Annotated in this window: 13 protein-coding genes and 1 tRNA gene; 6 read left to right on the top strand and 8 right to left on the bottom strand. The window is 66.5% G+C overall.

The genetic code is table 11. The features are described from left to right. Positions 1 to 13: 13 nt before the first annotated feature. On the bottom strand, positions 14 to 2,737 hold the full coding sequence (gene aceE, locus AC07OD_RS23255) for a pyruvate dehydrogenase (acetyl-transferring), homodimeric type (protein ID WP_218338646.1): 2,724 nt from the start codon (positions 2,735 to 2,737) through the stop codon (positions 14 to 16). Between the two features lie 168 nt (positions 2,738 to 2,905). Between aceE and AC07OD_RS23250 the strand changes: the two genes are divergently transcribed. The 5 genes from AC07OD_RS23250 (at position 2,906) to AC07OD_RS23230 (ending at position 9,868) form a co-directional block, all read left to right on the top strand. Further along, positions 2,906 to 5,467 carry a PAS domain-containing sensor histidine kinase gene (locus tag AC07OD_RS23250; protein ID WP_218295104.1) on the top strand — a complete coding sequence of 854 codons (2,562 nt, stop codon included), beginning with the start codon at positions 2,906 to 2,908 and terminating at the stop codon, positions 5,465 to 5,467. Then, positions 5,464 to 6,090, top strand: a complete 627-nt coding sequence (locus tag AC07OD_RS23245) for a response regulator transcription factor (protein ID WP_218295105.1) — start codon at positions 5,464 to 5,466, stop codon at positions 6,088 to 6,090. The genes AC07OD_RS23250 and AC07OD_RS23245 overlap by 4 nt, the downstream gene beginning before the upstream one ends. A 72-nt stretch (positions 6,091 to 6,162) precedes the next feature. After that, the gene (folD, locus tag AC07OD_RS23240) at positions 6,163 to 7,017 is read left to right on the top strand and encodes a bifunctional methylenetetrahydrofolate dehydrogenase/methenyltetrahydrofolate cyclohydrolase FolD (protein ID WP_218295106.1); all 855 of its coding nucleotides are present in this window, start codon (positions 6,163 to 6,165) and stop codon (positions 7,015 to 7,017) included. Between the two features lie 72 nt (positions 7,018 to 7,089). Further along, positions 7,090 to 9,135 carry a M3 family metallopeptidase gene (locus AC07OD_RS23235; protein WP_218295107.1) on the top strand — a complete coding sequence of 682 codons (2,046 nt, stop codon included), beginning with the start codon at positions 7,090 to 7,092 and terminating at the stop codon, positions 9,133 to 9,135. Between the two features lie 73 nt (positions 9,136 to 9,208). Next, on the top strand, positions 9,209 to 9,868 hold the full coding sequence (locus AC07OD_RS23230) for a glutaredoxin domain-containing protein (protein ID WP_494598145.1): 660 nt from the start codon (positions 9,209 to 9,211) through the stop codon (positions 9,866 to 9,868). Positions 9,869 to 9,983: 115 nt separating this feature from the next. On the opposite strand, the gene rpiA is transcribed toward AC07OD_RS23230, so the two are convergent. Then, positions 9,984 to 10,673 (bottom strand): ribose-5-phosphate isomerase RpiA, encoded by a 690-nt coding sequence (rpiA, locus tag AC07OD_RS23225; RefSeq protein ID WP_218338650.1) that lies wholly within the window; start codon positions 10,671 to 10,673, stop codon positions 9,984 to 9,986. A 37-nt stretch (positions 10,674 to 10,710) separates the two neighbouring features. On the opposite strand from rpiA, the gene AC07OD_RS23220 reads away from it, so the two are divergent. Continuing rightward, on the top strand, positions 10,711 to 11,763 hold the full coding sequence (locus AC07OD_RS23220; protein WP_494598144.1) for a quinone-dependent dihydroorotate dehydrogenase: 1,053 nt from the start codon (positions 10,711 to 10,713) through the stop codon (positions 11,761 to 11,763). A gap of 123 nt (positions 11,764 to 11,886) precedes the next feature. Here the strand turns inward: AC07OD_RS23220 and AC07OD_RS23215 are convergent, their stop codons facing one another. The 6 genes from AC07OD_RS23215 to AC07OD_RS23190 form a co-directional block, all read right to left on the bottom strand. Further along, on the bottom strand, positions 11,887 to 12,216 hold the full coding sequence (locus AC07OD_RS23215; RefSeq protein ID WP_494598143.1) for a hypothetical protein: 330 nt from the start codon (positions 12,214 to 12,216) through the stop codon (positions 11,887 to 11,889). Further along, on the bottom strand, positions 12,216 to 12,611 hold the full coding sequence (locus AC07OD_RS23210) for a phage holin family protein (RefSeq protein ID WP_218295112.1): 396 nt from the start codon (positions 12,609 to 12,611) through the stop codon (positions 12,216 to 12,218). The genes AC07OD_RS23215 and AC07OD_RS23210 overlap by 1 nt, the downstream gene beginning before the upstream one ends. A gap of 42 nt (positions 12,612 to 12,653) precedes the next feature. After that, positions 12,654 to 12,956: a DUF883 family protein gene (locus tag AC07OD_RS23205; RefSeq protein WP_010458410.1), complete on the bottom strand. Its 303-nt coding sequence runs from the start codon at positions 12,954 to 12,956 to the stop codon at positions 12,654 to 12,656. 141 nt (positions 12,957 to 13,097) lie between these two features. Further along, positions 13,098 to 14,195 carry an NAD(P)/FAD-dependent oxidoreductase gene (locus tag AC07OD_RS23200; RefSeq protein ID WP_494598142.1) on the bottom strand — a complete coding sequence of 366 codons (1,098 nt, stop codon included), beginning with the start codon at positions 14,193 to 14,195 and terminating at the stop codon, positions 13,098 to 13,100. Between the two features lie 30 nt (positions 14,196 to 14,225). After that, a complete protein-coding gene (locus AC07OD_RS23195; protein WP_492255333.1) occupies positions 14,226 to 15,263 on the bottom strand; it encodes a histone deacetylase family protein in 1,038 nt (345 codons plus the stop codon). 182 nt (positions 15,264 to 15,445) lie between these two features. Further along, a tRNA-Val gene (locus AC07OD_RS23190) sits at positions 15,446 to 15,520 on the bottom strand. Between the last annotated feature and the right edge of the window lie 2 nt (positions 15,521 to 15,522).

Below are 15,522 nucleotides of genomic sequence, written 5' to 3'. Positions count from 1 at the left end.
GTCTCCGTTCGGTTTAGGCGTAGAGCGGGTTGACCTTGTCGGCCTGGATGTTGTACTTGGCAATCGCCTCGGCCACCTTGGTGGCGGGCAGCACGCCGTCTTCGCTCAGTGCCTTGAGTGCAGCGACCACGATGTAGTGGCGGTTGATCTCGAAGTGCTCGCGCAGCTTGCTGCGGAAGTCACTGCGGCCAAAGCCGTCGGTGCCCAGCACCTTGTAGGTGCGGCCCTTGGGGATGAAGGGGCGGATCTGCTCGGCATAGGCCTTCATGTAGTCGGTGGACGCGACCACGGGGCCTTGCGATGCGGACAGTTGCTGCGTGACGAACGGCACCTTGGGCGCTTCGGTCGGGTGCAGCAGGCTCCAGCGCTCGGCGTTCTGGCCGTCGCGGGTCAGTTCGTTGAAGCTCGGGCAGCTCCACACCGAGGCGGCCACGCCCCAGTCCTTTTCGAGCAGCTCCTGTGCAAAGAACGATTCGCGCAGGATGGTGCCGCTGCCCAGCAGTTGCACCGTGGGCGCATCCTTGGGCAGTGCGGGCGCCTGCTTGCACAGGTACATGCCCTTGATGATCTGCTCCTCGGTGCCGGGCTGCAGGCCGGGCATGGGGTAGTTTTCGTTCAGCAGCGTCAGGTAGTAGAAGACGTTCTCCTGGCGCTCGACCATGCGCTTCATGCCGTCGTGCATGATCACCGCGACTTCGTGCGCGAAGGTCGGGTCGTAGCTCACGCAGTTGGGGATGGTGTTGGCCAGGATGTGGCTGTGGCCGTCTTCATGCTGCAGGCCTTCGCCGTTGAGCGTGGTGCGGCCCGAGGTGCCGCCCAAGAGGAAGCCACGCGCCTGCATGTCGCCCGCCGCCCAGGCCAGGTCGCCGATGCGCTGGAAGCCGAACATGGAGTAGTACACGTAGAACGGGATCATGATCCGGTTGTTCGTGCTGTAGCTGGTGGCCGCCGCGATCCAGCTGCTCATGCCGCCGGCTTCGTTGATGCCTTCCTGCAGGATCTGGCCGGCCTTGTCTTCCTTGTAGTACATGACCTGGTCCTTGTCGACCGGGGTGTACTGCTGGCCAGCGGGGTTGTAGATGCCGATCTGGCGGAACAGGCCTTCCATGCCGAAGGTGCGGGCCTCGTCCACCAGGATGGGCACCACGCGCGGGCCCAGGGCCTGGTCGCGCAGCAGCTGGGTGAGGAAGCGCACGTAAGCCTGCGTGGTGGAGATTTCGCGGCCTTCGGGCGTGGCTTCCAGGATGGCCTTGAAGGTGTCCAGCGCGGGCACGGTGAAGCTCTCGTCGGCTTTCACGCGGCGGTGCGGCAGGTACCCGCCCAGGGCCTTGCGGCGCTCGTGCAGGTACTTCATTTCCGGGGTGTCGTCGGCCGGCTTGTAGAAAGGCAGCTCGGCGAGCTGGCTGTCCGGGACGGGGATGTTGAAGCGGTCGCGGAAGGCCTTGATGTCTTCGTCGCTGAGCTTCTTCGTCTGGTGGACGGTGTTCTTGCCCTCGCCGATCTTGCCCATGCCAAAACCCTTCACGGTCTTGACCAGCAGGACGGAGGGCTGGCCGCCGTGGTTCTGCGCGGCATGGAATGCGGCATAGACCTTTTGCGAATCATGGCCGCCGCGCTGCAGGTTCCAGATCTCGTCGTCGGTCATGTGCTCGACCATCTTCAGGGTGCGCGGGTCGCGGCCGAAGAAGTTCTTGCGCACGTAGGCACCATCGTTGGCCTTCATGGCCTGGTAGTCGCCATCGTTGGTTTCCATCATGAGCTTGCGCAGCGCGCCGTCCTTGTCGGCGGCCAGCAGCGCATCCCAGCCCTTGCCCCAGATCAGCTTGATGACGTTCCAGCCAGCACCACGGAACTCGCCTTCGAGCTCCTGGATGATCTTGCCGTTGCCACGCACGGGGCCGTCCAGGCGCTGCAGGTTGCAGTTGATGACGAACACCAGGTTGTCGAGCTTCTCGCGCGCGGCCAGGCCGATGGCGCCCAGGGATTCGACCTCGTCCATTTCGCCGTCGCCGCAGAACACCCAGACCTTGCGGTTCTCGGTGTTGGCGATGCCACGGGCGTGCAGGTACTTGAGGAAACGCGCCTGGTAGATGGCCATCAGCGGGCCCAGGCCCATGGACACGGTGGGGAACTGCCAGAACTCGGGCATGAGCTTGGGGTGCGGGTAGCTCGACAGGCCCTTGCCGTCCACTTCCTGGCGGAAATTGAGCAGCTGGTCTTCGGAGAGGCGGCCTTCGAGGTAGGCGCGGGCATAGATGCCGGGGGATACGTGGCCCTGGATGTAGAGCAGGTCACCGCCGTGGTTCTCGCTCTCGGCGTGCCAGAAATGGTTGAAGCCGGCGCCGAACATGCTGGCCAGCGAGGCAAAGGAGCCGATGTGGCCGCCCAGGTCGCCGCCTTCGGGCGGATGGTGGCGGTTGGCCTTGACGACCATGGCCATGGCGTTCCAGCGCATGTAGGCGCGCAGGCGCTGTTCGATTTCGAGGTTGCCGGGGCTGCGTGCCTCCTGGCCGGGCTCGATGGTGTTCACGTAGCCGGTGTTGGCCGAGAACGGCAGGTCCACGCTGTTCTGGCGGGCATGTTCCAGCAATTGCTCCAGCAGGTAGTGGGCGCGCTCGGCCCCCTCCTTGTCGATGACGGCGGACAGCGCATCCATCCACTCACGGGTTTCCTGCTGGTCGGTGTCGGTGGCGGGCGCGGCGCCGTTTCCGGCCTGGGGGTCGGGCTGAGCTGACATGCTTTGTCTCCTGTAGGTGTGGCAGCAATTTAGTACGTTGGCTCTAGTTTCGCATATTTTTTGATAATTTCAAATGGTGCTTATGCATTTCACATTACAAGAAAATGCTGCAAACGCACATTGACCCGCCGTTCCAACACCGGGCATCGCCTCCCCTACACTTGGAACATGGACTCCCTGCCCCCCACGTCTTCCCCCACCGCCATGGTCGTGGCCGCGCCCGCCCGCTGGTGGCGCAAGTGGTGGCGCGGGTTGTCGCCCACACGGCAGGACCGGTTCGCGGCCCTGGCGCCGCTGGCCGCCGTGCTGATGTTTCTCGCGGCCATCGTGGCCGCGTTCTGGTATTTGCGCGCCGAGGAGGCCGAGCGCGAGCAGGAAGCCCTGCGGCGCGATGTGGAATATGCGCAACAGCGCGTGCGGCTGCGGCTGCTGGAGCGGCAGGAACAGCTCATGCGCATCGCGCGCGACCTGTCCAACCAGGAGCTGGAGCGCACGGAATTCGTGAGCCGCGCCGAAACCCTGATCAGCCAGTACCCCGAGCTGCAGGCCATCACCTGGATCGACGAGCGCCGCCGCATCCGCGCCAGCCACGCGGCCCCCACGCTGGCCAGCAGCGAACTGCGCATCGCGGGCGAAGTGCTCAAGCCGGGCGACACCGCCGACACCTTCGGGCTGGCGCGCGACCTGCAGCAGCCGGTGTACGCCCAGCCGGCCGCCACCTCGGGCGACTCGACGCCGCTGCTGCAGCTGCAGGTGCCCTTGAACAACCAGGGCAAGTTCAGCGGCGTGGTGCTGGGCGAATACTCCATCGACAGCCTGCTGCGCTATGGCACGCCCACCGAAGTGCTGGCGCGCTACGCCGTCACGCTGCTGGACGGCAAGAACCAGGTTCTGGCGGGCACCCCCCTGGGCCCGCGCAACACCGCCACCCAGCTCCTGCCCTGGACGCCCCGCGCCAATGAATACGAGGTGCCCGTGTCGCCCGTGGGCAACGGGCTGGTGCTCAAGGCCCAGGCCTACCGCACCTCGCTGGGCGTGGTCGGCAGCGGGCTTTTCTGGCTGGTGGGCACGCTTTCCGCCATGACGGCATGGATGCTGATCGCCACCTGGCGCCACACCCGCCGCCGCATGCAGGCACAACAGGCCCTGGTGGCCGAGACGAATTTCCGCCGCGCGATGGAGAATTCCATCCTCACCGGCATGCGTGCGCTGGACATGGAAGGCCGCATCACCTATGTGAACGCCGCCTTCTGCCAGATGACAGGCTGGAGCGAGGCGGAACTCGTGGGCCTGAAGGCGCCCTTCCCTTACTGGCCCGACTCCGACCACGAAGCCCTGCACGCCAAGCTGCGCGACGAGCTGTCCGGCAAGACCATCGTGGGCGGCTTTCAGGTGCGGGTGCGGCGCAAGAGCGGCACCTTGTTCGATGCCCGCCTGTATGTCTCGCCTCTGATCGATGCGCACGGCCAGCAAACGGGCTGGATGACGTCGATGACCGACATCACCGAGCCCAACCGCATCCGCGAGCAGCTCTCGGCATCGCACGAACGCTTCACCATCGTGCTCGAATCGCTGGACGCGTCGGTGTCGGTGGCCCCGCTGGGCAGCGAAGAGCTGCTGTTCGCCAACAAGCTCTACCGCCAATGGTTCGGCTCGCAGACCGGCGGGCACCTGCAGCTGGTCGCCCAGGCCGGCGTGGTGCCCGTGGCGGGCACCGACCACCGGGGCATGGACGACGAGGACGGCCTCATGGGCCTGCCGACCGACCCGCTGACCAGCGCCCGCACCGAGAACGCCGAGATTTACCTGCCCGACCTGGGCAAGTGGCTGGAAGTGCGCTCGCGCTACCTCAACTGGGTGGACGGGCGCCTGGCCCAGATGGTGATCGCCACAGACATCACCCCCCGCCGCCAGGCCGAGGAGCAGGCGGCGCGCCAGGCCGAGCGCGCGCAGTCGGTGAGCCGCCTCATCACCATGGGCGAAATGGCCTCCAGCGTGGCGCACGAGCTCAACCAGCCGCTCACGGCCATCAACAACTACTGCAGCGGCATGGTCTCGCGCATCCAGAGCGGCCAGCTCACCGAAGAGGCGCTCCTCACGGCGCTGCAGAAGACGGCCCACCAGGCGCAGCGCGCGGGCCAGATCATCCAGCGCATCCGCGCCTTCGTGAAGAAGAGCGAGCCCAACCGTACCCTGGCCGACGTGCACTCGATGGTCAACGAAGCCGTGGAGCTGGCCGACATCGAGCTGCGCCGCCACAACGTGCGCCTCACGCATTACGTAGCCGCCCGCCTGCCGCCCGTGATGGCCGACACCATCCTGATCGAACAGGTGCTGGTCAACCTCATGAAGAACGGCGCCGAGGCCATCCAGCACGCCAGCCGCCCCCCGTCCGGGCGCAGCGTGGAGCTGCGCGTCGTGCCCAAGCACATCGAGGACCGCGAGGTGGTGGAGTTCTCCGTGCAGGACACCGGCAAGGGCCTGGCGCCCGAGGTGCTCGAACGGCTGTTCGAAGCCTTCTTCTCCACCAAGGAAGAAGGCATGGGCATGGGCCTCAATCTGTGCCGCAGCATCGTCGAGTCGCACCAGGGCCGGATGCAGGCGGAGAACCTCTACAATGGATCGGAGGTCACAGGCTGCAGGTTCTCCTTCTGGCTGCCGCTTGCCAAGCCTGCTGATGCCACTACAAATTCTGTAGCACACGTACGAAACCCAAGGACAATTGCATGAGCTTGATTCCGAAAAAAGGCACTGTTTACGTTGTAGACGACGACGAAGCAGTTCGCGATTCCCTGCAGTGGCTGCTGGAAGGCAAGGACTACCGGGTGCGTTGCTTTGATTCGGCCGAAACGTTTCTGTCGCGCTACGACCCGCGCGAGGTGGCCTGCCTGATCGTGGACATCCGCATGGGCGGCATGACGGGCCTGGAGCTGCAGGACCGCCTCATCGAGCGCAAGTCGCCCCTGCCCATCGTGTTCATCACCGGCCACGGCGACGTGCCGATGGCGGTGAACACCATGAAGAAGGGCGCGCTCGACTTCATCCAGAAGCCCTTTGACGAGGAAGAACTGGTCGGATTGGTCGAGCGCATGCTGGACCACGCCCGCGAGGCCTTCGCGGGCTACCAGCAGGCCGCCAGCCGCGATGCCCTGCTGTCCAAGCTCACCAGCCGCGAAGCGCAGGTTCTGGAGCGCATCGTCGCCGGCCGCCTGAACAAGCAGATCGCGGACGATCTGGGCATCAGCATCAAGACGGTGGAGGCGCACCGCGCCAACATCATGGAAAAGCTCAACGCCAACACCGTGGCCGACCTGCTCAAGATCGCGCTGGGCCAGAACGCGCCCAAGGCGTAATACTATTTTTTTGATAGCTGCTCGCGCTTTCCAATAAAGCGCCAGAGCCCGATTTGACGGATATTTTTTGACATGACCGCCCAACTCATCGACGGCAATGCCCTTTCCCGCCAACTGCGCGCCGACGTGGCGCAACGCGCCGCCGCCCTGAAGGCCCGGGGCACCACGCCCGGGCTGGCGGTGGTCCTGGTGGGCGACAACCCCGCCAGCCAGGTGTACGTGCGCAACAAGGTCAAGGCCTGCGAAGACGGTGGCCTGCATTCCGTCCTTGAAAAATACGAGGCCGACATGACCGAGGCCGCCTTGCTGGCCCGCGTGGAAGCCCTCAACAACGACCCCGCCATCCACGGCATCCTGGTGCAACTGCCCCTGCCCCGGCACATTGACGCGCAGAAGGTGATCGAGGCCATCTCGCCCGCCAAGGACGTGGACGGCTTCCACATCGCCAGCGCCGGGGCCCTGATGACCGGCATGCCCGGCTTCTGGCCCTGCACGCCCTACGGCTGCATGAAGATGCTGGAGAGCATCGGCTACGACCTCAAGGGCAAACACGCCGTGGTCATCGGTCGCAGCAACATCGTGGGCAAGCCGATGGCGCTGATGCTGCTGGGCCAGAACGCCACCGTCACCATCTGCCACAGCGCCACGCAGGACCTCAAGGCGCAAACCCTGCAGGCCGACGTGATCGTGGCGGCGGTCGGCAAACGCAATGTGCTGACCGCCGACATGGTCAAGCCCGGCGCCGTGGTGATCGACGTGGGCATGAACCGCAACGACGAAGGCAAGCTCTGCGGCGACGTGGACTTTGACGGCGTCAAGGAAGTGGCCGGCTGGATCACCCCCGTGCCTGGCGGGGTTGGCCCCATGACCATTACCATGCTGCTGGTGAACACCATCGAAGCCGCCGAGCGCACCGCAGCGCACTGACCTGGGTCAGTGCCGTCGATGCCGGCTGCTTTGCAACTTGAACTCGCGCCATCTGGCGCCATCTGATTTCGCATGAGCAACGCCCTCCTCGACTTCTCGGACCTTCCCCATTTCGACCGCATCGCACCGCAGGACGTGGCCCCTGCCGTCGACGTCCTGCTGGAGCGCGCCAACGCGGCGCTGGAAACAGTCACCGCACCGGACTTTCCGGCGCGCTGGGACGCGATCGCCAAGGTACTGGACGTGGCGACCGAGCAGCTGGGAACCGCGTGGGGCAGCGTCAGCCATCTCAACAGCGTGGCCGACACGCCGGAACTGCGCGCGGCCTACAACGCCGCCCTGCCAAGGGTGACGGAGTTCTGGACCCGCCTGGGTGCCGATGAACGCCTGTATGCCAAGTACAAGGCCATCGACCCTGCCACCCTGACGGGCGAGCAGCGGCAGGCCCACCGCAATGCCGTGCGCAATTTCGTGCTCAGCGGCGCGGAGCTGACGGGTTCCGCCAAGGAGCGCTTCGCGCAGATCCAGGAACGCCAGGCCGAGCTGAGCCAGAAATTCAGCGAGAACGCCCTCGATGCGACAGACGCATACGCCTACTACGCGAGCGCCGAGGAACTCGACGGCATTCCCGCCGATGTACAGCAGGCCGCGCGGGCGGCGGCGCAGGCCGACGGCAAGGACGGCTACAAACTCACGCTCAAGATGCCCTGCTACCTGCCGGTGATGCAATTCGCCACCCGCAGCGATCTGCGCGAGAAGCTCTACCGCGCCTACGTCACCCGCGCTTCCGACCAGGCCGAGGGCGATGCGCGCAAATTCGACAACACGGCGCTGATCAGCGAGATCCTGGCACTGCGCCGCGAAGAAGCCCAATTGCTGGGCTATGCCAATTTTGGCGAAGTCTCCGTCGTGCCCAAGATGGCCCAGTCGCCGGACCAGGTGATCGGGTTCCTGCGCGACCTGGCGCGCCGCGCCCGCCCCTATGCCGAGAAGGACGTCGCCGACCTGCGTGCGTTCGCGGCCGAGAAGCTGTCGTTGACCGACCCGCAGGCCTGGGACTGGCCCTACGTCTCCGAGAAGCTCAAGGAGGCGCGCTATGCCTTCAGCGAGCAGGAAGTCAAGAAGTACTTCACGGCGCCCAAGGTGCTGGCGGGCCTGTTCAAGATCATCGAAACCCTGTTCGAGGTGTCCATCCGCCGTGACAGCGCGCCGGTGTGGAACCCCGCCGTGGAGTTTTACCGCATCGAGCGCGGCAATACGCTGGTGGGCCAGTTCTATCTGGACCAGCCCGCCCGCACGGGCAAACGCGGCGGCGCCTGGATGGACGACGTGCGCACCCGCTGGCTGCGCCCCGACACCGGCGTGCTGCAGACCCCCGTGGCGCACCTGGTGTGCAACTTCGCCAGCGGCGTGGACGGCAAGCCGCCGCTGCTCACGCACGACGACGTGATCACCCTTTTCCATGAGTTCGGCCACGGCCTGCACCACATGCTGACCCAGGTGAACGAGCGCGACGTCTCGGGCATCGGCGGCGTGGAATGGGATGCGGTCGAGCTGCCCAGCCAGTTCATGGAGAACTTCTGCTGGGAGTGGGACGTGCTCAAGCACATGACGGCCCACGTGGACACGGGCGAACCCCTGCCCCGCGCGCTGTTCGACAAGATGATCGCCGCCAAGAACTTCCAGAGCGGCATGCAGACGCTGCGCCAGATCGAGTTCTCGCTGTTCGACATGCTGCTGCACACCGAGCACGACCCGGCACAGGACATCATGCCGCTGCTCGACCAGGTGCGCCGCGAGGTGGCCGTGCTGCAGCCGCCGGCCTTCAGCCGCACGGCCCACACCTTCAGCCACATCTTCGCGGGGGGCTACGCCGCCGGCTACTACAGCTACAAGTGGGCCGAGGTGCTGAGCGCCGATGCCTATGCGGCCTTCGAAGAAACGGCCGGCAGCGATGGGCTGCCCAGCACCGAAACGGGCCGCCGCTACCGCGAGGCCATCCTGGAGGCCGGCGGCAGCCGCCCCGCGATGGAGTCCTTCAAGGCCTTCCGGGGCCGCGAGCCCAGCCTGGATGCCCTGCTGCGCCACCAGGGCATGGCCGAAGAGTCGACGGCCTGACCGAATCCATGGCACCCAGGGCAGTTTGCACTGCGCCCGGGGCCGACGATCGATCCTGTATGGAGTGAGAAAAATGAAGATGCACAATCCGCTGACCGCCCCCCTGCTGGCATCCTTGCTGATGGTGTTGGCCAGCGCCAGCGTCCAGGCGCAAGGCGTCTACCGGATCGTTGGCCCGGATGGCAAGGTGACGTTTTCGGACCGCCCGCCGGCCGACGCCAGCGCCCAGCCCGCGCGGGCAGCCGCTGCGCCGCCCGCAGCGGCCAACGCCGCGCTGCCGTACGATCTGCGCCAGACCGCCAGCCGCTTTCCCGTCACGCTCTATACGGGCAACGATTGCCCGCCGTGCACCTCCGCGCGCAATCTGCTCACGTCGCGCGGCATACCGTTCACCGAGCGCACCGTGTCCAGCAACGAGGACATCGCAGCACTGCAGCGCCTGAGCGGCAACTCCAGCCTGCCCTTTGGCACCATCGGCGGCCAGCAGCTCGCGGGTTTTTCTGAAGGGGAATGGACGCAGTACCTGGATGCTGCAGGCTATCCCAAGCAATCGCAGCTGCCCGGCAACTACCGCCAGCCTGCCCCCACCCCTCTGGTGGCCATCAAGGCCGTGGAACCTGCAACAGCAGCGGCTGCAGCGTCGGCCCCGGCGTCCGCAGTACCCATGGTGCGCCCCCCGGCTCCGGCCAATGAGGGGCCGTCGCCCAGCAATCCGGCGGGCATCAGATTCTGAGCGTCCCTCTCCCTGGGAACGGGCGGGCCGGCGGCCGCCAGGACAAAGGGGCCTTTTCAGGCCCCTTTGTCCATTCCGGCGGACATGCGTCCGTGCCCGCCGCCAGGCCCCGGGCTCAATAAGTGAGCGTCTTCACCCCTTGCGCCGTGCCCAGCAGGCAGACCGACGCCTTCTGGTGGGCAAAGACACCCACCGTCACCACGCCCGGCCACTGGTTGATGTCGGACTCGAACGCCAGCGGGTCCGTGATCGAGAGCCCCCGGACGTCCAGGATGTGTTGGCCGTTGTCGGTCACCAGGGGCTGGCCATCCCGCAGCCGCAGTTGCGCCTGGCCGCCCATCGCCGCAAAACGCCGCGCTATGTGGTTGGCGGCCATCGGAATCACCTCGACGGGCAAAGGAAACTGCCCCAGCGCCTGAACCAGCTTGGATTCGTCGGCGATGCACACGAAACGGCTGGCCAGCGCTGCGACGATCTTCTCGCGCGTCAGCGCCGCGCCGCCTCCCTTGACCATGTGGCCCTTGCCGTCGATTTCGTCGGCACCATCGATATAGACCGAAAGGGCCTGGACTTCGTTGGCATCGAACACCGCAATGCCCAGCGCCTTCAGGCGCTCGGTGCTGGCCACGGAGCTCGATACTGCCCCCTTGATCTGGTCCTTGATGGTGGCCAGCGCGTCGATGAACTTGTTGACGGTGGAGCCGGTACCCACCCCCACAATCTCGCCGGGCACCACATATTGCAGCGCGGCCTGGCCTACCAGGGTCTTGAGTTCATCTTGGGTCAGGGAGGTGGAGGTCGTCATGGGAGAAAATCAGGGGGAAACCTTGAATTATCCCCTCATGTCCCTGATCCCCTACGCCCTCACCCGCCCCTTTCTCTTCGGCCTGGATGCCGAGACCGCCCACGAGCTCACCATGGACATGCTGGCGCGCGGACAGCGCACGCCATTGCAATGGGCCTGGTGCAATGAAACCGTGGACGACCCTGTCGAATTGGCGGGCCTGACGTTTCCCAACCGCGTCGGCATGGCGGCGGGGCTGGACAAGAACGCCCGCTGCATCGACGCACTGGGCACCATGGGCTTCGGCTTCGTGGAAGTGGGCACCGTGACACCCAAGGCGCAGCCCGGCAACCCCAAGCCCCGCATGTTCCGCCTGCCCGAAGCGCGCGCGCTCATCAATCGCCTGGGTTTCAACAACGAAGGGCTGGATGCGTTCCTGCACAACGTGCAGCAGGCCCGCTTTCGCTCGCAGAGCCGCAAACACCCCCTGCTGCTGGGCCTGAATATCGGCAAGAACGCCACGACCCCGATCGAGAACGCCACCAGCGACTACCTGGCCTGCCTGGACGGCGTGTACCCGCACGCGGACTACGTCACGGTCAACATCAGCTCGCCCAACACCCAGAACCTGCGCGCGCTGCAGAGCGATGCGGCGCTGGACGCGCTGCTGGGCGCGATCGCCGAGCGCCGAGCAGCCCTGGCGGCGCGGCACGCGCGGCGCGTACCGGTGTTCGTGAAGATTGCCCCGGATCTCGATGAAGCCCAGGTGTCCGTGATCGCCTCCACGCTGCAGCGCCATGGCATGGACGGCGTGATCGCCACCAACACCACCATCAGCCGCGCGGCCGTGCAGGGTTTGCGCCACGCGCAGGAAACCGGCGGGCTCAGCGGCGCCCCGGTGCTGGAAGCCAGCAACCAGGTGATACGCCAGCTGCGTGCGGCCCTGGGCAGCCGTTTTCCCATCATTGGCGTGGGTGGCATCATGAGCGCCGAGGATGCGGTGGGCAAGGTCCGCGCCGGCGCCGATGTGGTGCAAATCTACACCGGGCTGATCTACGAAGGCCCCGCGCTGGTGGCGAAGGCCGCGAAGGCCATCAAGGCCATGGGCTGAGCCACGGCACGCCGCCCGCGCGCCAGGCCCCCAAAAAAAGAGCCGCCCATCTGGGCGGCTCTTTTGCCGTGGGACAGAACGCAGGCTCCTGCCGGCCGCCCGGCAAGGTGCCGGCAAGGCCGGTCAGCGCCGCAACCGCATCAGCATGGGCAGCAGCACGCCGGCCCAGCGAATCAGCCGGCGCGGCCCCGCCACGACGGCGACGCCGGCCATGGCCGCCACCGCCAGGGGGTGTTCCCGGGCGAATCCCGCGGCGCGCAGCACCAGGGACTCGTCCAGGCCGCCGTCACCCTGGTCCCGCTGCGCCAATGCCAGCGACTGTGCCCGGGCCGCCCTGCGGGCGCGCAAGCGTTCGCGCTGCATGGCGATCCGGTCCAGCACACGCTGCTGGGCCGTGGTGGGCTCGGGAACCACGGCTTGCGGGGCAGTGGTCGATGGGTTCGTCGCAGCCATTACAAACGCTCCTTGATGTCACGCCAGTCCTGCGCCAGCTCGCGCCGCGTAAGGGCAAAGCCCTGGCCCGCCTTCTGCACGACGGAAACCAGCGACATGAGCGTGGCGGCCCAGCCGACAGTCCAGACGGCTGCCACGAGCCAGGCCACCAGGGTGCGCTGGGGGGTGTCCCAGAAATGCACCAGCACCGCCAGCGAGAGCATGATCAAGGCCACCACGGTGAGCCCCGCCACCACAATGGTCAGCACCAGCATCTGCTGCAGGCGCTGCTTCTGATCCTGCCACTCCAGGCGTGCGAGGTCCATGCGGTCTTCCGCCGCGATGGCGCCTTCGATCACGTTGGCGCGCCAGCGGGCCACCAGGGCCTCCAGCCCCAGGAGGGAAAGCCAGTTCATGTGCAGCCTCTGCGTTGTGCGGCCGTGCGCGGCAGGCCGGAATCAGCGCCGCGCAAGCAGGAAGCCCACCAGGGCGCCAACGGCCAGCGCGGCCCCGGCCACGCGCCATGGTTCATCGTGCGCATAGCGGTCTGCCGCAAGGGCGGCATCCTTGGCCTGGCGGGCCGCATCCTGCGCCGCGCGCACCGCGGATTCGCGCACGTTGTGCATGCCGTCGTCCAGACGCTGGCGCAGCAGCTTGATTTCAGGGACCGCGTCGAGATCCTTGTTGGCGAGAAGCCCCCGCAGATCAGAAACCAGCTTTTCCAGTTCGCCCTGGGTGGTGGTGGTGTCGGAAGCAGTCATACAAGCCTTTCTTGAAGCAACACAAAAAAATCAATCATCCCTGCCGGAACAGGACTCGGGTTCATCTTAGCCACCTGCCCCCGCCCCGCTTCGTAGGACGGCGACGCAAGAGGTTACGGATTGCAAATGGTTTGCCGCAGATCAGACCAGCGTGGCCACATGGTCCGCAATGGCCAGGGCGCTTGTCAAGCCGGGGGATTCGATGCCAAACAGGTTCACCAGGCCCGGGACGCCGTGCACCGCGGGCCCCTGGATCATGAAGTCCGCCGCGGGTTCCCCGGGGCCATGGATCTTGGGGCGCATGCCCGCATAGCCGGGCGCCAGCGCTCCGTCGCGCAGCGCGGGCCAGTATTTGCGGACCTCGGTGTAGAACGCGTCCCCGCGTGCGGGGTCGACCAAAAGGTCGTCCGGCGAATCAACCCACTGCACGTCGGGGCCGAACTTGGCCTGCCCGCCCAGATCCAGCGTCAGGTGCACGCCCAGGCCGGCAGCCTCGGGCACGGGGTAGATCAAGCGGCTGAAGGGTGCCTTGCCAGACAGCGTGAAATAGCTGCCCTTGGCGTAGTGGGCACGGGGCACATGATCCGCTCCCAGCCCCGCAAAGCGGCGGGCCAGCCCGGGGGCGTGCAGCCCTGCGGCATTGACCACGGTACGGGCTCGCAAACGCGTGCCATCGGACGCTACCAAATCAATAGCATTCTGCGCGCATTCCGCTTGCGCCAGGGGCGAATTGAGGGCCACGAGTCCCCCCGCATGCTCCAGGTCGCCCTGCAGCGCGAGCATCAAGGCGTGGCTGTCCACGATACCGGTACTGGGCGAAAACAATGCAGCGACGCATTCCAGCGCGGGCTCCAGCGCCCGTGCTTCCTGGCGGCCGAGCCAGTGCAGATCCGGCACGCCGTTGGCTTGCGCCCGTGCCTGGATGGACTCAAGACCAGGCAGCTGCCCCGACGAGGTTGCCACCAGGAGCTTGCCGCAGCGGCGGTGGGGCACGCCACGCTCGGCGCAGTAGGCATACAGCATGTCCCGGCCTTGGACGCACAGCCGCGCTTTCAGCGACCCGGTGGGGTAGTACAGCCCGGCATGGATGACCTCGCTGTTGCGCGAACTGATGCCGGTGCCTATCGCATCCGCGGATTCCAGCACCATGACCTCGCGGCCCCGCAGCGCCAGGGCCCGGGCCACGGCCAGGCCGACCACGCCCGCCCCCACCACCACACAGTCGACTACATCCGCCATTCGCTCGCCCTCGTCCTTGCCCTTCGGTGCTCAGCCTTGCTCGAAGCCGTCGAGCACATTGACGGCATTGGTTCCCAGCTCGGCCGCCGCGTAGCCACCTTCGAGAACGAAGACAGCGGGCAGTCCCAGGCGTGCGAGGCGCGCGCCCAGCCGGGTGAAATCGGACGAGGCGAGTGCGAAGCGGGAAATGGGGTCGCCCTCGAACGCGTCGAGCCCCAGCGAGACCACAAGGGCATCGGCCCCGTGGCTGGCGATCCGCGCACAGGCACTTTCCAGCGCATCGAACCAGGCGGCGGCGCTGGTGCCTGCCGGCAGCGGCAGGTTCAGATTGAAGCCCGCGCCCTCTCCTGTCCCGGTTTCGTCCGCATGGCCCAGGTAAAAGGGGTATTCCGTGCGCGGGTCGCCATGCATGCTGATGAACAGCACGTCGGAGCGGTCGTAGAAGATGCTTTGCGTGCCATTGCCATGGTGATAGTCGACATCCAGCAGGGCCACGCGCCGGGCGCCCTCGTTGCGCAATACCTGCGCCGCCACGGCGGCGTTGTTCAGGAAGCAGTAGCCCCCCATGAAGTCCGGGCCGGCATGGTGGCCTGGCGGGCGTGTGCAGCAAAACGCCGCGCCCACACCCCGCGCCACCCGGGTGGCGGCACTGGCGGCCGCATCCGCGCCTGCCTTGGCCGCCGCCCAGGTGCCGGGGGCCATGGGCGTGCCGTTGTCCATGGAGTACAGGCCAAGCCGCGCCACGAAGTTCTCCGGCTCCAGATCGCTGCGCAGGGTGCGCACGGGCCACACGGATGGAAAAGGCTGCACATCGGCGTTCGCGGGGTCCAGCGCCATCCATTGCTGCCAGGCCGTCTGCAGGAAGGCCAGATAGCGCTGCGCATGCACCTGGGACAGCACGGGCCCGCTGTCCACATCCGGCGCCGTGAGGCCGTGGCCCCGCGCGCGCAGTGCCTCTTCGACATAGTCCACGCGCGCAGGCTTCTCGAAGCAGGGAACGCGTTCGCCGCGAAAGAATTCGTGGGTGGGGGCGTGTCCCTGGTGCAGCGGGTTGTGAAAGGTGATCATGGGTCGGGCGTGTCGGCAAAGGAAGCCCGTGGCAGGCCAGGGTGGCCTTCCCGCGGGGCAGTCCCGCCATGGACTCGAGGCTGACACTGTAGCCGCTTTGCGGCGCCCTGCCGCCGAATGGGCCCTGGAGGCCCCGGCCCATGAAAAAACCCCTGCAGACCAGAGATCTGCAGGGGTTGAATTGGTGGGTGATACATGGATCGAACATGTGACCCCTGCCGTGTGAAGGCAGTGCTCTACCGCTGAGCTAATCACCCGT

The sequence above is a fragment of the Acidovorax sp. GW821-FHT10E03 genome, from assembly GCF_059415205.1.
This window is presented reverse-complemented; position numbering and strand designations above follow the sequence as displayed.

What these genes read in the sequence shown, in the direction of transcription:
- aceE (WP_218338646.1), bottom strand. Translation starts at nt 2,737, where the DNA reads ATGTCAGCTCAGCCCGACCCCCAGGCCGGAAACGGCGCCGCGCCCGCC.
- AC07OD_RS23250 (WP_218295104.1), top strand. Translation starts at nt 2,906, where the DNA reads ATGGACTCCCTGCCCCCCACGTCTTCCCCCACCGCCATGGTCGTGGCC.
- AC07OD_RS23245 (WP_218295105.1), top strand. Translation starts at nt 5,464, where the DNA reads ATGAGCTTGATTCCGAAAAAAGGCACTGTTTACGTTGTAGACGACGAC.
- folD (WP_218295106.1), top strand. Translation starts at nt 6,163, where the DNA reads ATGACCGCCCAACTCATCGACGGCAATGCCCTTTCCCGCCAACTGCGC.
- AC07OD_RS23235 (WP_218295107.1), top strand. Translation starts at nt 7,090, where the DNA reads ATGAGCAACGCCCTCCTCGACTTCTCGGACCTTCCCCATTTCGACCGC.
- AC07OD_RS23230 (WP_494598145.1), top strand. Translation starts at nt 9,209, where the DNA reads ATGAAGATGCACAATCCGCTGACCGCCCCCCTGCTGGCATCCTTGCTG.
- rpiA (WP_218338650.1), bottom strand. Translation starts at nt 10,673, where the DNA reads ATGACGACCTCCACCTCCCTGACCCAAGATGAACTCAAGACCCTGGTA.
- AC07OD_RS23220 (WP_494598144.1), top strand. Translation starts at nt 10,711, where the DNA reads ATGTCCCTGATCCCCTACGCCCTCACCCGCCCCTTTCTCTTCGGCCTG.
- AC07OD_RS23215 (WP_494598143.1), bottom strand. Translation starts at nt 12,216, where the DNA reads ATGGCTGCGACGAACCCATCGACCACTGCCCCGCAAGCCGTGGTTCCC.
- AC07OD_RS23210 (WP_218295112.1), bottom strand. Translation starts at nt 12,611, where the DNA reads ATGAACTGGCTTTCCCTCCTGGGGCTGGAGGCCCTGGTGGCCCGCTGG.
- AC07OD_RS23205 (WP_010458410.1), bottom strand. Translation starts at nt 12,956, where the DNA reads ATGACTGCTTCCGACACCACCACCACCCAGGGCGAACTGGAAAAGCTG.
- AC07OD_RS23200 (WP_494598142.1), bottom strand. Translation starts at nt 14,195, where the DNA reads ATGGCGGATGTAGTCGACTGTGTGGTGGTGGGGGCGGGCGTGGTCGGC.
- AC07OD_RS23195 (WP_492255333.1), bottom strand. Translation starts at nt 15,263, where the DNA reads ATGATCACCTTTCACAACCCGCTGCACCAGGGACACGCCCCCACCCAC.